This window comes from Sphingomonas sp. BGYR3 (genome assembly GCF_025153455.1).
Lineage (GTDB): Bacteria > Pseudomonadota > Alphaproteobacteria > Sphingomonadales > Sphingomonadaceae > Sphingomonas.
This window is the reverse complement of the sequence record NZ_JANZNT010000001.1, coordinates 828,651-846,439: the sequence shown is the minus strand read 5'-3', so window position 1 is coordinate 846,439 and position 17,789 is coordinate 828,651. Positions and strand designations below refer to the sequence as shown.

The 17,789-nt window shown below is 61.5% G+C and carries 16 protein-coding genes; 6 read left to right on the top strand and 10 right to left on the bottom strand.

Annotated features, from left to right (window positions below; translation table 11 throughout):
- Window positions 1–14: 14 nt before the first annotated feature.
- From NYR55_RS03890 to NYR55_RS03860, 7 genes are all read right to left on the bottom strand, one after another.
- Window positions 15–1,415, bottom strand: coding sequence for an aldehyde dehydrogenase (locus NYR55_RS03890; RefSeq protein ID WP_260019918.1), 1,401 nt, complete (start codon window positions 1,413–1,415; stop codon window positions 15–17).
- 71 nt (window positions 1,416–1,486) lie between these two features.
- Window positions 1,487–2,461, bottom strand: a complete 975-nt coding sequence (locus NYR55_RS03885; RefSeq protein ID WP_260019917.1) for a hypothetical protein — start codon at window positions 2,459–2,461, stop codon at window positions 1,487–1,489.
- 200 nt (window positions 2,462–2,661) lie between these two features.
- Entirely contained in the window at window positions 2,662–3,951 is a 1,290-nt protein-coding gene (gene fahA / locus NYR55_RS03880; RefSeq protein WP_260019916.1) for a fumarylacetoacetase, read from the bottom strand.
- On the bottom strand, window positions 3,948–4,493 hold the full coding sequence (locus NYR55_RS03875) for a VOC family protein (protein ID WP_260019915.1): 546 nt from the start codon (window positions 4,491–4,493) through the stop codon (window positions 3,948–3,950). Before NYR55_RS03875 ends, fahA begins: the two co-directional genes overlap by 4 nt.
- Window positions 4,490–4,702 (bottom strand): DUF2783 domain-containing protein, encoded by a 213-nt coding sequence (locus NYR55_RS03870; RefSeq protein ID WP_260019914.1) that lies wholly within the window; start codon window positions 4,700–4,702, stop codon window positions 4,490–4,492. The genes NYR55_RS03875 and NYR55_RS03870 overlap by 4 nt, the downstream gene beginning before the upstream one ends.
- Complete coding sequence (locus NYR55_RS03865) at window positions 4,699–6,327, bottom strand: FAD-dependent oxidoreductase (RefSeq protein WP_260019913.1); 1,629 nt, start codon at window positions 6,325–6,327, stop codon at window positions 4,699–4,701. The genes NYR55_RS03870 and NYR55_RS03865 overlap by 4 nt, the downstream gene beginning before the upstream one ends.
- A gap of 60 nt (window positions 6,328–6,387) precedes the next feature.
- Window positions 6,388–7,347: an MBL fold metallo-hydrolase gene (locus tag NYR55_RS03860; protein ID WP_260019912.1), complete on the bottom strand. Its 960-nt coding sequence runs from the start codon at window positions 7,345–7,347 to the stop codon at window positions 6,388–6,390.
- Window positions 7,348–7,499: 152 nt separating this feature from the next.
- Here NYR55_RS03860 and NYR55_RS14980 point away from each other — a divergent pair, with 152 nt between their 5' ends.
- The 4 genes from NYR55_RS14980 to NYR55_RS03840 all read left to right on the top strand — a co-directional run bounded on the left by NYR55_RS14980 (window position 7,500) and on the right by NYR55_RS03840 (window position 11,805).
- Window positions 7,500–8,222 (top strand): helix-turn-helix transcriptional regulator, encoded by a 723-nt coding sequence (locus tag NYR55_RS14980; protein WP_260019911.1) that lies wholly within the window; start codon window positions 7,500–7,502, stop codon window positions 8,220–8,222.
- Window positions 8,223–8,392: 170 nt separating this feature from the next.
- Window positions 8,393–8,839, top strand: a complete 447-nt coding sequence (locus tag NYR55_RS03850) for a PaaI family thioesterase (protein ID WP_260019910.1) — start codon at window positions 8,393–8,395, stop codon at window positions 8,837–8,839.
- 76 nt (window positions 8,840–8,915) lie between these two features.
- Window positions 8,916–11,429: a TonB-dependent receptor gene (locus NYR55_RS03845; RefSeq protein ID WP_260019909.1), complete on the top strand. Its 2,514-nt coding sequence runs from the start codon at window positions 8,916–8,918 to the stop codon at window positions 11,427–11,429.
- Window positions 11,430–11,514: 85 nt separating this feature from the next.
- On the top strand, window positions 11,515–11,805 hold the full coding sequence (locus NYR55_RS03840) for an antibiotic biosynthesis monooxygenase family protein (RefSeq protein ID WP_260019908.1): 291 nt from the start codon (window positions 11,515–11,517) through the stop codon (window positions 11,803–11,805).
- A 22-nt stretch (window positions 11,806–11,827) separates the two neighbouring features.
- Here NYR55_RS03840 and NYR55_RS03835 read toward each other — a convergent pair whose 3' ends face one another.
- Genes NYR55_RS03835 through NYR55_RS03825 form a run of 3 tightly spaced genes read right to left on the bottom strand, consistent with a single transcriptional unit; the run spans window position 11,828 to window position 15,256 of the window.
- A complete protein-coding gene (locus NYR55_RS03835) occupies window positions 11,828–13,390 on the bottom strand; it encodes a subtype B tannase (RefSeq protein WP_260019907.1) in 1,563 nt (520 codons plus the stop codon).
- Complete coding sequence (locus tag NYR55_RS03830; RefSeq protein WP_260019906.1) at window positions 13,366–14,694, bottom strand: prolyl oligopeptidase family serine peptidase; 1,329 nt, start codon at window positions 14,692–14,694, stop codon at window positions 13,366–13,368. The genes NYR55_RS03835 and NYR55_RS03830 overlap by 25 nt, the downstream gene beginning before the upstream one ends.
- A 28-nt stretch (window positions 14,695–14,722) precedes the next feature.
- Entirely contained in the window at window positions 14,723–15,256 is a 534-nt protein-coding gene (locus NYR55_RS03825; RefSeq protein WP_260019905.1) for a hypothetical protein, read from the bottom strand.
- A 117-nt stretch (window positions 15,257–15,373) separates the two neighbouring features.
- Between NYR55_RS03825 and NYR55_RS03820 the strand changes: the two genes are divergently transcribed.
- Together NYR55_RS03820 and NYR55_RS03815 are read left to right on the top strand one after the other, a co-directional pair.
- Window positions 15,374–16,036 carry a response regulator transcription factor gene (locus NYR55_RS03820; protein WP_260019904.1) on the top strand — a complete coding sequence of 221 codons (663 nt, stop codon included), beginning with the start codon at window positions 15,374–15,376 and terminating at the stop codon, window positions 16,034–16,036.
- Window positions 16,033–17,370 (top strand): HAMP domain-containing sensor histidine kinase, encoded by a 1,338-nt coding sequence (locus NYR55_RS03815; protein WP_260019903.1) that lies wholly within the window; start codon window positions 16,033–16,035, stop codon window positions 17,368–17,370. The genes NYR55_RS03820 and NYR55_RS03815 overlap by 4 nt, the downstream gene beginning before the upstream one ends.
- Window positions 17,371–17,789 lie beyond the last annotated feature (419 nt).

Below are 17,789 nucleotides of genomic sequence, written 5' to 3'. Positions count from 1 at the left end.
CGACGATGGGATGATCAGATCGGGAAGTGGCCGGGCTGGGTTTCGATCGTGATCCAGCGAAGCTCGGTGAAACTGTCGATCCCGGCCTTGCCACCAAAGCGCCCGTAACCCGATGCGCCGACACCGCCGAATGGCATCTGCGCCTCATCATGCACAGTCGGCCCGTTCACATGGCAGATGCCGGACTTGATCTGGCGGGCGACGCGAAGGCCACGCGCTGTGTCGCGGGTAAACACCGCAGACGACAGGCCGTATTCACTGTCATTAGCCAGTTGGATTGCGTGCGCTTCGTCGCGCGCGGTTACGAGGGCGACAACGGGGCCGAAGCTTTCGTCTCGGAACAGCTTCATGTCCGGTGTCACGCCGGCCACGACATGGGCAGGCATAAGCACATTATGCGTTGTCTCTCCGCCGGTCAGCAATTGCGCACCCTTGGCCAGCGCATCCTCCACGAGCGCGGAGCAGTGGGCCACGGTTTTCACATCCACCACGGCGCCCAGCGGCGTTGTCCCGTCGCGCGGATCACCAACCGCCATTGCCGCGACCTTGGCCTTGAATTTCTCGGCAAAGGCCGCTGCCACGGCTTCGACCACGATGATCCGTTCGGTCGACATACAAATCTGGCCTTGGTTCATGAACGCGCCAAAGGCTGCCGCTTTGACGGCCTCTTCAAGATCGGCGTCTTCCAGCACAATCAGGGGCGCCTTGCCGCCGAGCTCAAGCAGACACGGCTTGAGATGCTGCGCAGCGCGAGTGGCGATAATGCGGCCGACAGCGGTGGATCCGGTGAAGTTGATCCGCTTCACCTCAGGTGCATCGATCAGCGCGCCGACCACTTCTGGCGCATCGGCGGGCGCATTGGTGACGACATTCACCACGCCATCGGGGAAGCCTGCCTCTGCGAAAGCCTCGATAATCAGGGCATGGGTGCGGGGGCATTGCTCGGATGCCTTGAGGATCACGGCATTGCCGCAAGCCAGCGGTACGGCAATGGCGCGCACGCCAAGGATGATTGGCGCGTTCCAAGGTGCGATGCCCAGGATCACGCCGACCGGCTCCCGCACGGCCATTGCAATGCAGCCGGGCTTGTCCGAGGGGATCACTTCGCCTGCAATCTGCGTGGTCAGCGCAGCTGCTTCGCGCACTACATTTGCGGCAAGGCCGAGATTGAACATGGCCCAACCCCGGGTCGCCCCGATCTCGCCCATCATCGCCTCGACAAAGCTTTCCGCCTTTGCCTCGAGCGCTGCGGCGGCCTTCATCAGTATGGCGCGGCGCGCATTGGGCCCCATCGCCGCCCATGCTGGAAAGGCTGTGGCAGCCTTGGCCGCAATGGCCGGCATGTCGGAAGGTTGCATCGCCGGGGCGGACGATGCGACGTCACCCGTCAACGGATTAATGCGTTCGAATTGCATAGTCCTGTCCTGTTCGGAACCTGTCCCCGCGCCGCCGCTTTGACGGTGTACGCGCCCTGACAATCAGCGCGTCAACCGCGCGTGGCCGCAAGCGTCTCCTGCCCGCCCTTGAGCCAGCCGCGCGCATCGGCAACCGCCGCATATTGGCGGTCAGCAGCAAGGATTTCGTCGTTACTCGGCGGCACCCAGGTATCGAGGAACGATACCTTGCTGTCAGGCGCCATCATCTGTGTGACGTACATCGTGCGCATGACATTCGCGGTCATCTCACGCTCTTCAGGCGTCAGCGGGGTCACACCGTAACGCACCAGCAGATGCTCCTTCACCGCAAACTTCACATAGTTCTGGCCGAGCCAATGGAGATAGGGTGGGAAAAAGCGGGTCGCGAAATCGTCGATCATCGATTCCGCGATGGTCGTATGCGCTTGAGTGGCTGCTCCCCAATCACGCGCGTCGAACGCTTCAATGAAGGCCTCCATGCCTTCATAGCTGTCAGGAAAGCCTGTTACGAGGGCATCCACCGTGACGAACTGTTCGGCCAGCGCCCGCATTTCATGATGCATCGCGATCTTCAGGAACGGCGGCAGGGTGGGCAGGCCCAGATCGGCCATGATCCGGCTTTGCAGCGTACCGATGACGCACAGCGTGTAGATAAAATCCTCGGTCCGCTTGAAACCGCCGGGCAGATGCTTTGCCACGCCCATATGGATGTCGTTTAGGCGGGCAATCGATTCCTTTGCCCTCGGGTGCGATGGACCATTGGCGAACCACGTCCAGAAAAAGCCCAGCCCGTCGGCGTTACGGCGGTTCGGACGGCGGACGATCTTGTTGGTATAGGCCAGCGTCTCCGCACCCTCAGGCGTCTGGATGTTGTGCAGCGTGCCTGCGGTCACCACGAATTGCAGCGCAAACATGTTGAGGCTGTACTGCGAGAAGATCGAGATCATCCGTTCGTAATCGGTTTCGGGATCGAGGCTCGCCAGATAGGGCATGAGCCACTTGTCATCGGCCTTCACCGTGTCGGGAACGTCGTACGCTTTTTCCATTTAACCCTCTCCATGCGTGGGTCATTCATCCGGGTGATCATCACATCCTGTAACGGTCTGCTATGCTTGGCACCGGACATCACCTTGTCACGCCACACCGCTTAAAAATAAATTCCACCGAACATCCAAATAGTCAACCCGTGGGTAGAATTCGAGTCAGCTGACCTCCGATCACCTAACCGGCCGGTCGTACGCAACGATCACGGCGCAATGACACCGGCGCATGACCCGAACCCGACGCGCACGCGGCCTTCCGCCTCGGCCCATGCCGTCATCACGACCTCGTCGCCATCTTCAAGGAAGGTGCGGGTTTCTCCCGTTGGCAGCGCTATCGGCTGAGTGCCGCTCGCCGTAATCTCCATCAGGCTGCCGAAGCTGCTCGGATCCGCGCCTGACAGCGTGCCGGTACCTAGCAGATCGCCGGGGGCGAGATTGCAGCCGTTGCTGGCGTGATGCGCGACCAGCTGCGCTGGCGTCCAGTACATCGCGAGCGTGCTGCCAATACTCAGCCGGTGCGGCGACAAGCCGGCCTCGCGCATGGCGCGCGTGGTCAGCAATACCTCCATGGTGATATCGAAGGCGCCAGACGCCTGATCGGCTTCGTCATAGAGATAGGGCAGCGGGGCCGGATCACCTGCCGGACGCGGCGGCTGTGCGCGCCGAAACGGCGCCAGGGCATCGAGCGTCACCACCCAGGGCGAAACACCGGTATGGAAATTCTTGGCGAGAAACGGCCCGAGCGGCTGATACTCCCAAGCCTGTACATCGCGCGCCGACCAGTCATTCAGCAGCGAAAGGCCGGCGATATGCGCTCCGGCTTCGCCAATCGGCACGGGCTGGCCAAGTTCGTTTCCCTGTCCGACCCAGATCGCCATCTCCAGCTCGTAATCGAGCCTGCGCGACGGCCCGAAACCCGGCGCCTCATGTCCCGCAGGCCGCGTCTGGCCCATAGGGCGTCGCACTTCTCCGCCGCTCACCCGGACGGAAGACGCCCGGCCATGATAACCGATCGGCACATATTTGTAGTTGGGCAGCAGCGGGTTGTCCGGCCGGAAGATGCGCCCGATATTTTCGGCGTGATGGATGCCGGTGTAAAAATCGGTGTAGTCACCAATCGCGAAGGGCAGATGCAAGGTGCAGCCGGCAGCATCGTGGAGATGGTTTGCCACTTTCGGCCGCTGGGCCGGATCGGTCAGCAGGGCGAACAGCCCATGGCGCAAGCGGCGCAGCACGTCCGGCCCCGCCGCAGCCAGCGCATTGAGCGTGCCGCCCGCTGTGGTCTTCACCGCGGCGGCGACATCGGCTTCGAGCAAGGGGGCAATCGCCACCAGATCGAGCACCGCATCGCCAATTGCCGTGCCACCGCGCGGCGCGCTGCCGCCGGCTAGCGAGAAGATGCCGAGCGGCAGGTTCTGCACCGGAAAATCCGCGTGGCCAGCGGCACTTTCCACCCAGCACACAGCAGCCGGATCATGGGTATGGTCGATCATGCGGTGGGTGCCTTGTGCAGCCATTCGGCATGGCGCGGTGCTGTCTTGGTCCGGCTCCATTCCTCCAGCATGGCAGGCGCCACTTCGCGCAGTTCGGCATATTGCTCAGGCGTGCCGATATCGCAGGCCAGTTCCAGCCGATGCCCGTTGGGATCGAAGAAGTAGATCGACTTGAAGATGCCGTGCCAGGTGGGGCCGAGCACATCGATGCCAAGGCTTTCGATATGCACCTTGGCCTCCAGCAGCGTCGCCTCATCGGCAACCTTGAACGCCAGATGCTGCACCCATGCGGGTGTGTTCTCGTCACGGCCCATATCGGGCTGGTTGGGCAATTCGAAGAACGCCAGCACATTGCCCCCGCCGCAATCGAGGAACACGTGCATATAGGGATCATAGGCCCCGGTGGAGGGCACATGGTCTTCGGAGAAGGCCGTGACATAGGTCATCCCCAGCACTGCCTGATACCATTCGACCGTCTGCTTCGCATCGCGGCACCGATAGGCGACATGGTGAATGCGCTGTAGCGCCGGCGGCGAGGTCATGCGGGTGTCTCCAGCAGGCGGGTGGTACGCTTGGCTTCGGCGATGGCTTCCAGAACGATGGCGTCATCGCCGACCTGGTTGGCCAGCAGCAGGATGAGCCGGGCGTTGAGCCGGTTGCTTTCTTCCTGACTGCGTCCTTCGTGCAGCGCGATCAGCTGCTGGTAGACCATGTCAGCGTGGTGAAGCCGTGGATCTAGGGCAAGGGTCATGGGGCAGCTCCTGTGGCGCGAGCGAAGGCTGCGGCCAGTCCTTCTGGCGATGGCTGCTTCCAGCGCGCGGCGACATAGTGGTCGGGGCGTACCAGCACCGCCGCCCCAGGATCGAGCGCCAGCCGTTCGCAGGCCAGCGCCGTGTTCGCAAAGGTGGCAAGATCGAGCGTCTCGACCTCGTCGGGTACCCTGGTTACTGGCCCGTTGCTCACGAGTACGAAGCGCCCGCCCAGCCGCTCAAGCAACCAGCCATCGTCTACTGGGGCGTCGAGCACGGGCGAGCCCGGTGGCACACCGCCGGCCCAGCGTTCGGCATCAGGCGTGTTGAGCGGGCTTTCCGGATAGCTGACGGCGGTCGACAGACGCCCCGAATTGACAAAGGGCCTGGCAAAGGCGTGCTGGCCCGCCAGATCAAGCACGGCGTCGCGGAAGGCACGGCTGACCTCGCTCTTGGGTGTCAGGAAATCGGTCGATCGGGTCGAGTTGAGAATATTCTCGTCGGCGGTAACGATCGCCTCGTAGTTATAGGCTTCAAGGAACGCGGCCGATGCCTTGCCGGACAACACCCGGTCCAGCTTCCAGCCAAGATTGTCGATATCAGCAAAGCCGCCATTGCAGCCGCGTGCGCCGAAGGGCGAGACGAGATGGGCGCTGTCACCGGCAAAGATCACCCGCCCGTGAACAAAACGCGCCATGCGGCGGCACTGGAAGGTATAGACGCTGTACCATTCCTCTTCATATTCGACATCCTCGCCCAGCATCGCGCGGATCAGCGGATCGACATTTTCGGGGCGGATGCAGGCTTCGCGATCGATGTTCCAGCCGAGCTGGAAATCGATGCGCCAGACATCATCCGGCTGCCGATGCATCAGCACCGACTGACCGGGATTGAACGGCGGATCGAACCAGAACCACCGCTCGGGCGCGCGTTCCTCCTTCATGCGGATATCGGCGATCAGAAAGTTGTCCTCGAAGATGCGCCCATCGAAATCGAGGCCGAGCATATCGCGCACGGCAGACTTGCTGCCATCGCACGCCAGCAGCCATTCTGAGGCGATGCGGTAGTCCCCATCCGGACAGGATACCCCGATCAAAACACCATCATCCTGCTGCTCGACCGAAGTGACTTCATGCGCCCAGCGGATCGTCACATTCGGAAGCTCAGCCAAGCGCTCCAGCAAGATATCTTCCATGTGATATTGCTGGAGATTGATGAAGCCGGGCATCTTCTGATGCTTCACCGGCAGCATGTCGAACTGGTAGATCGGCTCACGGTCGGCCTGCCAGTAGACCTTGCCCACGTTCCACACGACGCCCTTCTCGACCGCTTGCTGTGCGACACCGAGCCGGTCGAGAATATCGAGCGATCGTTTGGAAAAGCAGATCGCTTTCGAACCGGCGGGCACGAAATCGAAGCGCGCAAGCACCACAACTTCGTGACCGCGCAGGCCGAGGTCGAGCGCTTCAGCAAGACCCACAGGCCCGGATCCGACGATCACCACACGCTGGTCTTCGGGTCGCCGCGGGTCGGCCCCCGCCACTGCATGCGGCATTGGCGAGGGCATCTTTTCACGCCACACACGGATAAGGTCGCGCCATTTGTGCGCGTTGATCCTTGCACTCATGACAGCTCCTTTCCCGGATGTTGCCAACTGTCGCGCATGTCACCCGGCGTTTGCGGTCGGTCAGCCCTGCAGCTGCGCCCAGACCGCGCGATCCATCTCCATCGTCCAGATTTCCGGCCAGTCGCGGCCGTCCATCTCGTCCCACAGCCGCTTCACGTCGAAGGGCAGACAATGTTCGAAAATCGGCCAGCGCCCGAACTTCGGCTCGAGCGCCGCATGGCACGCCTCGAACGCCTCCTTCAGTGATCCGCCGCGGCGGTGAACCGCGCCGGTATGCTCGATCATCGACTTCAGAAAATCGCGGGTCTGCTCGATCGCCTTATCGGTCGCCTCGACCCCGCGGGCCACGGCACCGCGGCCGCCAACGAGGTTTTCGGCCCGGTAGGTTTTGACCTTGTCGAGCGTGCCGCCCGACCAGTCGAAATGAAAGGCATCCCCAGTGTAGAGCGCTGCTTCGGCCTCGACCAGATCGCCCGCGAACAGCGTCTTGCTCTTCTCGTGCCACACCACGATGTCACCTGCCGTGTGCCCGCGCCCGCAGAATTGCAGATCAAGATGGCCGCGATCCCCGCCAAGCTCGATTCGCATCGAATCCGCAAAAGTGATTGTCGGCCTTGTCAGACCCGGGATTTCCTCAGGGTCCTTGAACAGGCGCGGCATACGGCCGAATTCGCTGTCCCAGTCCTGCATGCCGCGTTCTTCGATCAGCTTGCGCGTGGCGTCGCTGGCAATGATATTTTCCGCCTCGAAGGCTGAAGCGCCAAGCACACGAACCGCATGATAGTGGGTCAGGATGAGGTGCTTGACGGGCTTTTGTGTGTGCTGCCGCAGCTGGGCGAGCCAGTCGCGGGCGGCCGCCGGGGTTGCCCTTGCCTCGATGCAGACGACGAAGTCCTCGCCCTCGATGGCGCCGACATTGGGGTCGCCCTCGGCGGTCAGCGCATAGACGCCGTCGGCCAGAATCTCGAGCGTTTCCTTTTTGGGGGCGGTGTCAGCGGATGAGGCAAATGGCTTAGCCATCGATATCTCCTATGGGCGTTTCTCTTTGTCGACCTGATAAACCCGCCAAGCCCTGCCTTGTGTCAGTAGACCTATAGACACGTCTTATTTTTCGACTAATCAGTAGAATGATCGCCCGGGACAGGAGGGGCGACCTGTAAAGGGAGCCGGACGTGCCGTTCGATGCTGAGGCCGCTGCCCTGCTGATCGATTTGGCGGGTACGCCGGGCTTTGGAGTCCATCTGCTTGAAATGGCAGCGAGCCAGAGCGGGATCGAAGAGATTTTTGGCTATGTGACGGATGATCAAGGGCCGCAGGTGCTGATTTCCGCCAGTGCGATCGACCACCAAAGTCAACGCGTTGAGGCATATTCCCGCCGATACTTCAGGCATGATCCGGCGGTTCGTGACGTTACCGCCTTGCATCCAGGGGCAAATTTCACGCAGACGGTGACCGCCAACCAGATTGCCTCGCCCGACTATCGCAAGGTCTGTTTTGATGTACCCAAGTTCGCGGGCAAACTTTGCTTTGGCTGGCGGGGCGCCCACCACACGCTCGTGCTGAATTTTTATCGGCGTCACGGGATGCCGGACGTTGGCCTCGAAGGCCTGGGTGCGATCGCTGAACTCGCTCTGGCAGCGTTGCATCGCCGTATGCATGCAAGAGGCAGTAATGAGGCGTTTCTCGAAACGCTTGAGACCCGGATCCGGACCGAATATCCCCTGCTTTCAGCGCGGGAGCGTCAGGTGCTTGCCCGCACGCTGACCGGCGAGCATGCCGACGATACCGCTGCGATGCTCAATATGGCCCGCGGCACCGTGCTCACATACCGGCAGCGGGCGTACCAGAAATACGGTTTGGGAAACGCGTCGGCATTTCTTTCGCGACTGCTCTGACCTTCAACCGCGCCACATGGCGAAGCCTGAGGCATTGAACGCCGGATCCGATATTTTTTGCGGTTTCCCGGCGCAAAACATGCGGCTCACCTGCCAGCAATACGACGCTATTGACTAATGCGGCCATTAATCTACTCATAAGTAAATAAATTGATGGGAGAGTATGTGCTGTGAACGCGGATGTCGCACTCGTCGAGCGCGTCCTTGCCGGTGCCGTGGTGTTGCCGGCCGCATTCGACGCATCGCCCATAGCGCGCGCACTCGGCATGAAGATCATCTCGCTTTGCGATGCCGGTGCTGTGGTGGAGTTCAGTCCGGACGGCACATTTTTGCAGGGTGCTGGCGTCATGCAGGGCGGTGCGATCGCTGCCATGCTCGATTACGCAATGATCGTTTCCGTCATGGCGGCCATGCCATCGGGTGCCTCGCCAGCAACGACAAATCTTGATCTTGTCTGTCTTCGCCCCGCGCCACTTGGCGCCTTTCGCGCTGAAGCCACGATCCGCCGCCGTACCCGATCAGTCATCTTTGCTCAGGCTGATCTCACACTTGCCGACGGAACGGCAGTCGCTACCGCAACGGCAACCAACTTATTGAAAATAAAGGCAAATGACTAGCTCAAAGGGTGGTGCGCCCAACGAGGCTCATGTCCAGTGAACGTGTAAATAAAACAACGAAATGGGGAGGATAATCATGGGATTTTCAGCACAGCGTGTTGCTCTCTGTGTCGGCGTAAGCGCCATGACCTTATGGCTGCCAGGCCTGGCAAGTGCGCAAGAGGCGTCATCCGCGCCTGATCAGGGTGAAGCTCAAACAGCCTTGGAAGACATCATTGTTACCGCCCAAAAACGTTCTGAGTCCGTCAATGATATTCCGATTTCGATTACAGCCATCGGTGGATCGGAATTGGAGCGATTGGGTGTCCGGAGCACGGATGACCTTATCAAGATTGTCCCCGCATTATCGGTCGCAAAATCGCAGTCCAATACACCCATATATACGCTTCGCGGCGTCGGATTTCAGAATCAAAACCTGACTTCGACATCACCGGTTGGGATTTACGTCGATGAGGTCGCTTATGCTTATCCCTATATGGGCTCGGATATCGCTTTCGATCTTGAGCGTGTAGAAGTTCTGAAGGGTCCGCAAGGACTGCTCTATGGCCGAAGCACGACGGGCGGGGTGGTAAATTATATCACCGGCAAGCCCAAGGGTACAACCGAAGGCGCAGTCACCTTCGAAATCGGCAATTATGAAACCTATGGCATCCAGGGCTATGTCACGGGGCCGATTACCTCTACGCTAAGCTATCGGGTGGCAGGCAAGGTTGAGCTGGCCCTTGATGGCTGGCAGCGCAGTGTAACCCGGCCGGATGACCGGCTTGGCGAACGTAACCGCAAGGCGCTTCGCGCCAGCTTGCTCTGGGAGCCGACAACAGACTTCAGCGCTTTGCTCGCAATCGCCTACTGGCGTGATCAATCCGACACTCAGGCGCCGCAGGCGATCCGCTATGTCCCCGGCAACCCGGCTTTTCCAGACCCGCGTGTCAATGCCAGCCTCATCCCGAACCCGACCAACAGCCGGGACGCTGACTGGACCCCTGCCGACTATCAGCCAACCGCTACGCGCACACGCCCGCCGTTCAAGGCCGATGGCGAATTCTACGGCATCAATCTGCGTCTGAACTACAGCCTTTCCGACGCGATCGAAGTGACCTCGCTGACATCCTATGGCGATGTGCGGCGCAATGACGTGACCAGTGTCGATGGGGTGGCCACAGAAATTCTCACCAACGGTAATCCGGGGCGGATCAAGAGCTTTTCTCAGGAACTGCGCCTAAGCGGCGATACCGACACCTTCAAATGGCAACTCGGCGGCTATTTTTCGGAAGACAGGCTGCGCGAGAACGTGATCGCCTATACTTATGACGCAAGTGCTGCGATCGGTATCCGCAGCCTAGCGACTTTGCTCAAGGTAAATCCCGAACTGGCGGCAACCATCGTGGGCATACCCGCCCCGGCTCGGCCAGGATTTATCGCGCTCGCGGGCATCAACACGGCTGCCTACAGCGTACCCGACCTCGCGGTAAATGGTTTCCAGACCAATAATTTCGGACTGCAGGGTGTTGCCCGCACGTACGGTGCATTCGCCAATGGCGATATTCAGCTATCCGATAAAATCGCAATCAATATTGGTGCGCGCTATACCCGTGATACCGCGAGCAATACCGGCTGCGTATTTGATATCGACGGCAATAATGATGCCTTTGCCGCCTTTGTGGGCACGCTTATCCTGCGACAGCCAACGACGATTACACCCGGGCAATGCCTCACACTGGAAAATGACCTGTCTGCATTTTCCGACCCGATCGAAGGGCGCCTTTCGCAGGATAATCTCTCGTTCCGTACCGCCATCAATTGGACGCCGCGCCCTGGCCTGCTTGGATATGCAAGTTTCAGCCGCGGATACAAGGCGGGCGGCTTTCCTGCCCTTCCGGCCAATATTGCCGCCCAGCTCGACCCGGTAACGCAAGAACGTCTCGACGCTTTCGAACTAGGCGTGAAGGCGTCGCTTTTTGATCGGCGCGTCCAATTTAACGCAGCCACCTTCTATTACGACTATACAGACAAGCAGGTCTACGCAAAGATTCCAGATATCATCTTTGGAACGCTTAACCGGCTGCTCAACGTACCGAAGTCGGAAGTCTACGGCGCTGAGGCAGAGCTGACAGTCGCCGTAACCGAAGGCTTGCGACTGCGCGGCGCTGCAACCTACGTCCATTCCGAGGTCCGGGAATTCAATGCCTTCGACGATAGCGGCACCCCGCGCAACTTTGCCGGAGCTGCACTGACCTATACGCCGGAATGGTCAGTAGTCGGTGCCCTTGATTACAACTACCCGATCAGCACCGACTTGGAGTTGCAGTTCAACGTCAACGCCAACTACCAGTCCTCCTCAAATGGTCGTTTCGAAGGCGGCACAACAACGCCGGCACAAGCTGCCAACGATGCATTCTTTCGCATCAAGGGGCGGACCGTCGTCGATGCGACGATTGGCCTGAACGCGGATGGCTGGCGGCTTGAAGCCTATGCCCGCAACCTTTTCGATACCTACTACTGGAACACGGCCGACAGCCAGCTCGACACGGTGTTTCGATTTGCGGGCATGCCGCGGACCTATGGCGCTCGCTTGACGTTCAATTTCTAAATCCCGCGCCTCCCGGCGGTGAGCAGTGCACCGCCGGGAGCAGCATTTTCTGTACTGGAGTACTCTGCAAATGGAACAAGGTCCCGTGCTTATCATCCTGACATCGATCATGCGTGAGGGAGCCGAGCCCAAGCTGCGTGCCCTTTTGAATACCATCCTGCCGGTAACGCTCAAATATGACGGATGCCTGGGCATTTCTCCGCACTACAAGCAGGACGGCTCGAACAAGTTCATGATGATTGAGTGGTGGCAATCGTTGGAGCACTACAAGCGTTATGTCGCATGGCGCGATTCTACTGGTGACCTCAACTCGCTGATGGATCTTCTCGAGGGGCCCCCGTCAGTCGACCTCTGGCCGCTTGAGCTGGTAGATTGATGTCCGGCCGCGTCCTGCGAGCCTAACCCATTGCCCAGCGGACAAAGGCATCCGGGTCTTCGTCGGCGCCGTGGCCTGCATCCCAGTACATCGCGGCATCGACGCTATCGCCGAGCTTGCGGATTTGAGCCGCAAGGTTGCCCACCACAGTCAGCGCGGTGTCGGTGTCCTTGGCGCCGACCCGCAGCCACCAGCGCCGCGCGCGTCGGGGATTGGCCTCGGCGAGGAAGCCCATCGGGTTCATTGCGCTTGTCTTTCCCGCGATATCGGGCGCAAGTGCGCCGCCGCCCGATCGCGCCGCAATGAACGGCGTGAAATGCCGCGCCTTGACGGTGTCCTTGCCGAACAGGTTGTTTTCACCGGTTGAAAGGTCAAAGGCATCAAAGGCCGGTGCCGATTTCTTGCGCGGACCGACATGGCGGAGATAGTCCGACCAAGTGAAGCGCGCCTGACGTTCCGACCAGCCGATCTGCGGATGCTTCGAGAGGTATGACCGGCGCTCGTCATCGGGCAATCCGGCGAGATAGCGGGTCGCAGCGGGAATCAGATATTCGCGCATCAGATGACGAGCATAGGAATCAGCAGTGAGCGGTGTGCCATCGCCCATGCTGAGGTTGAGGTTGCGCTGATACTCGGCAAACATGGTTTTCAGCTCATCGGACAGGGCACGGTCCAGATCAGCGCCGGAGGCGGGTGCCAGTTCGCCCCAGTTCCACTCATAGGCCATATCGGCATGTTCGAGATCGGTGATCGGGCACCATGCTCCAACGGCGTGGATCGCGTCACTGGTAGCGGCAGCGCCGATGGCTTGCAGATAGGGTTCATAGAGGCTGTTGTCGCAAGAAGCGCCGAGCAGCGCGGACAGCGCACCGCCTGCACTGGTGCCGGTCGATATGATCCGCTCGACGTCGCCGGGAATAATGCCCCTATTGTGCCGCAGATAGCGTATGGCCGCTTTCAGATCGACGATCGCCGCCGGGGCTGTGCCGTAATATTGCCCTGCGTCATTCACCAGCGTGCGTCCGCGCGCGCCCGGCTCGACCACGACCATGCCGGCGGCAAGGGCATATTCCGGCTTGCTGACGCGACGGCCCATCGGCGCAGCACCAGGAGGTGGGCCGCCTGCTCCCGCAGGCCTGCCGGGTCCACCGGGGCCACCCGGACCGCCCGCACCGCCGACGTCCGTGGCATCGACCACCGATGACGGCATGTATCCCCCAACCGCGTTCGCAAATACGATCGGCGCATTTCGGGCATCGACCGCGCGGCCATCGATGCTGATGGGGACGCTGATATTGAGGCTTTGATAGCGGGCATCGATCGGGTTCGCGACATAGGGGATTGCACGGTAGAACCGGTAGACCACGTTGTGCCGGCCCGTGCCGGTGGTGATCTGTCGGGTCCTTTCGGTGAACGCCACAGGATCAAACCGCAGTCGATCCCGCGAGGTACGGATAGCAGGGGACACGCACCCTCCGGCAAGGCCCGTGATAACGCCTGTCGTGCCGTATCCGAGTACCGTTCGACGACTAATCATCATCTTGCTCCGTGTTCTGTCGGTCAGCGATGCTGGTGCATCAGCCATTCGCGGATGGCATCGATCGAATAGGCAATCCGCCAGGTATTGGTGTGATTGCTCCCCCCATTGTCGGGCTGACCGGCACGAACGACGGTACCCTTGGTCAGGGCAACATAGTTGATCGGCGCACCTTTCGCGATCAGCTCGGATGCACGCGCATCGAACTGAGCCGGGGTGGATCGCCCATCCCATTGTGCACGTGCGACGGTTGCACCCTTGGCTTCGAGGGTTTTGGTAATGGCATTCTGGCCAGGAAAGGCCTTCAGATCGCCCTCGGCGACCGTGATCCACAGCCGGTCTTCCGCAAGCGGCGCGACGAACGCGGGATCCCATTGCCCCGCGACGATGTAGGATGCAGCGAACAGATCAGGATATTTGATGTTCATCGCGATCGTCATCATCGCACCGCCTGATTGGCCGGTCGAATAGAGCCGGTCGCGGTCGATGCTGTATTGCTGCGTCAGGAAATCGACCAGATGCACGGTGGTATCGAGCAGGCTGGTGGCTTCGGACCTGTCATTCACTGTTTGCGCGGCATATTGCGGGGCAATGACGATTGCCGGGTGCTTCGCCTGGTTTTGTGGCTCTGCCCATACGGTTGCACCATTGCCCTGGCGTAGCGTGATGAGCGGATCGCTGCCGGTGTTTCCGGCGTCGTGCATAAACAGCACCAGCGGATAAGCACGGTCAGGGTCGTAATCGGCCGGTATGAACAGGTTGTAGACCAGGCGATCACCCGTGACAGGATCGCTGAAAACGTGCTGGGTAAAGCTATCCACCACCAGATTGCGCACGGCGCTGCTCACCAGAGGCGAGCCGATCGGAGATTTTATGGAACCATCCGCGGCATGAAACTCCGGCACGCGCTCGACGGTGGCCACCGCCGGCCGGAAAGTTGGTGCCGCCATCCCCGGCGGGGGGCCGGCCATGCCGCCTAAGCCAGGCTCTGCCGCCGGCGGGCTGCCGCGCCGCGGTGGCTCGACCTTGAGTGTGGCGGCCGGATCATCGGCGGCAAGTTCGATGACGACAAATTGTCCTGTCGCAGCCGCGCCGGGTTCTGCACGGTCGCTGACATAGGCGCGCGTGACCCTGCGATCCTTGACGGCAAAATCGCCGACAGCCAGCGGCACATTGGCGAGTGGCTCGTCATAGGTGAGCACCACGGCGGTCAGCCGCTGCCCATCTCCTGATACCTGCGTTATCGCAGTGACGTCGGGTTTGGCGGGATCGGTCCTCCCGGCGTGGGCAGTGCTGGCAACGCACAGCAGCGCGGCGGCAAAGCCTGTGGGCAATTTGAGCTTGAAGGGCATCGCATTCATTCCATCATCGTGCCAATGATCAATTGGCAAGGGAAGCCGGAGCGGCAGGCTGCGGCGCCTCGCTGGACAGGCCCGGCTGTGCTGGGCCGCCTGCGCGTTCCAGGTCACTGTGGCCCCGTCCTTCAAACCGGCGGCCGCGATCGCCATGCCGACCGCCCATGCGTCCTGTGGCATAGGCACGGCCCTGCGTGTCGGCGATGAACATCGGCCGCAGCATGGTGCCGTCCATCTGGCCCTGCACGGTGACGGTCTGGCCAACTGTCGGGGCAAATCCCTGCGCCTTGCGTTGCGCGATCAGCAGCCGACCAGACCCGTCTTCAAGGATGAAGCTTTCGCCATAGACCTCGGCGATCCGGCCCTTGACCGCGACGATTGCGGGATTGAAGGTCGCGGAAGCGAGACTGGGCAGGCTGGAAATAGCGATGGGCTTAGCCGGAGCCATTACGGCGATGGGTTGCAACGCGTGGGTTGCAGCAGCCCCAGCCGCACCGCCAACCAGCATCAGGCCGATCGCTGCCATCCACCGACGAAAGGGGCTATCGATCTTGATCACGTCTTATCTCCTTGTTGATCGAGATCCTTGTATGATCCTCACCCCCACCGTCACTGAACCGCGCCGTTCAGGTTCGGTTTGGGTGGCGGCCATAAACGTGGCGCGGGAAAGCGAGCGATGCGGGTACTGCTGGTAGAAGACGATCCGGCTCTGGCCGAAGAAATCGCCCATGCCCTGCGCGCGGAACATTTTGCCGTCGACATCGCGGGCAACGGGATCGACGCGCTGCATCTTGGCGATACCGAACCCTATGACGCAGCGGTGCTCGATCTGGGGCTGCCAGGCCTTCCCGGCCTGTCGGTGCTAAGCGGCTGGCGCGAAAACGGCCGCGCGCTTCCGGTGCTGATCTTGACCGCGCGCGATGGCTGGTCGGACAAGGTTGCCGGGTTCAAGGCCGGGGCCGATGATTTCCTGGTCAAGCCCTTCCGCACCGAGGAGGTGATCCTGCGCCTGCGCGCGCTGGTGCGGCGGTCGGCGGGCCACGCCGCCCCGCGCATCACCTGCGGGCCGCTGACCTTCGACACCCAGCTCGGCCATTTCGAACTGGATGGCCTGCCGCTGAAGCTGACGGCCTTTGAATGGCGCGTGCTGTCGGCGCTGATCCTGCGCAAGAACAAGGTGGTGGACCGCGGTGAACTGTTGGAGCGGGTGTATGAATATGACGGCGCGGGCGATTCCAATTCGCTTGAGGTGATCGTCGGCCGGGTGCGGCGCAAGATCGGCGCAGCCATGATCGAGACGGTGCGCGGACGGGGCTACAGCCTCATCGAGCCGGCATGATCCGCCGCCTGTCGCTCCATGCGCGGTTGATCCTGCTTGCGGCAGCTACCGGTCTGGCAATCCTCGTATTCGCCTCGATCGCGATCGGTGGCGTGCTCGAACGCTTTGTCATGGTCGGCGTCGACAAGACGCTCGACACCCAGATCGGCGTGCTGGAGCGCGCGTTGGAACCCGATGGATCGGTCGCGCCCGCCCGCATCGTCAGCCTGCCCAAATTCGACACACGAGACAGCGGCTGGGGCTGGGCGGTGCGCGGCACGGCACGGCAATGGTCGAGCGGATCGGCGTTGCAAAGCTTCCGCACGCGGCGGACGATGCGCCACTCTGGCACTGGTATCGTCGGCGGACGCGGGCGAACCAACGATGGCCGTGCGGTCCATGTCCGGTTCGTCGAGGTCGCGACCTCAGGCGGCCCGGTGACGATCATCGCCTTTGCCCCGCGAGAATTGATCGACGCGCCGCTCGATGCCGCGCGCGGCACGCTGTTGGCCTCGCTCGGCTTGATTGCATTTGCACTTGTCATGAGCACCGCAGCGCAACTGCGCTATGGATTGCAGCCGTTGCGCCGGTTGAGCAACGCTGTTGCCCGCATCCGTTCGGGCGAAGCCGATCGGCTGCCCGCCAACCAGCCACGCGAGCTGCTACCGCTGGTGGAGGAGGTCAATGGCTTGATCGACCAGAACCGCACCAGCCTGGAACAGGCACGGCGACACGTCGCCAATCTGGCGCATGGGCTCAAGACGCCCCTGGCGACGCTCTCTCTTCGCCTGGCCCGCGAGAACGCATCGGTCGAGACGCGCAAGCTGGTCGAGGCGCTTGATCAGCGCATCGCCCACCATCTGCAGCGCGCCCGCATCGGTGCCCATGCAGCCAGCGGACGCGCACGTACCGAGATTGATGGGGTGATTGACGACCTTCTGGGAACGATCCAGCAGATCCACCGTGCCAGCGGGATCAGGTTCAGCCGGGTGGGCGTCCCGATCGGCGCGCCCAGCTACGCGGTTGCAGTCGAACAGCGCGACTTCGACGAACTGCTGGGCAACCTCATTGACAATGCTGGACGCCATGCCCGCAGCGAGGTGCGAGTGGCGGTGGAGCAAGTCGGCCCGCGCATCCTAATCGCAATTGAAGATGATGGCCCGGGCATGGCCGAAGCCGACATCGCGCGGGTGGTGGAGGCGGGGGTTCGCCTTGATGAAAGCCTTCCCGGTTTCGGTTTCGGGCTGGCAATCACAACCGAGCTTGTGCAGCTTTATGGCGGGACTTTGGTCATTGCGCGATCTGCTACATTGGGCGGCGCCTGCGTTACGATCAGCTTGCCCCGGGCGGGCTGACCCGACCACCTCCGGCGACGCCGTGTAATGTCTCGCCAAACCCCCGGTTCGGCGCAATGATCGATCAGGGTGCCGCCTGGCTACCCTGCCGCCGGCAGGGTGTATATTGCCAAAGTAGGGCGGCCGGCTGCGGTTTTGGGTGCGCTCCGACCCGGTCGGCTGATGTGGTGGATGGCTGTTTGACGGTGAAATTCGCCGATCAGGCCATAGCGACTGCCGTAATGCTGTCTGACGCGCGCCTACTGATGAACGATGGCGCACCTTCAGCCGTGGCCTATGGCAGCCGCTCGCTCCCGATCGGCCAAGATACGCGCATCCCAGGTGGAGGCAGCGGCGTGGCAACCAGCGATCTCGTATCGAAGCTCCCGGCCAGCTGTCTGCAGCGCCTGTTCCTAATTGGAGGCTGAAATGAAGAAATT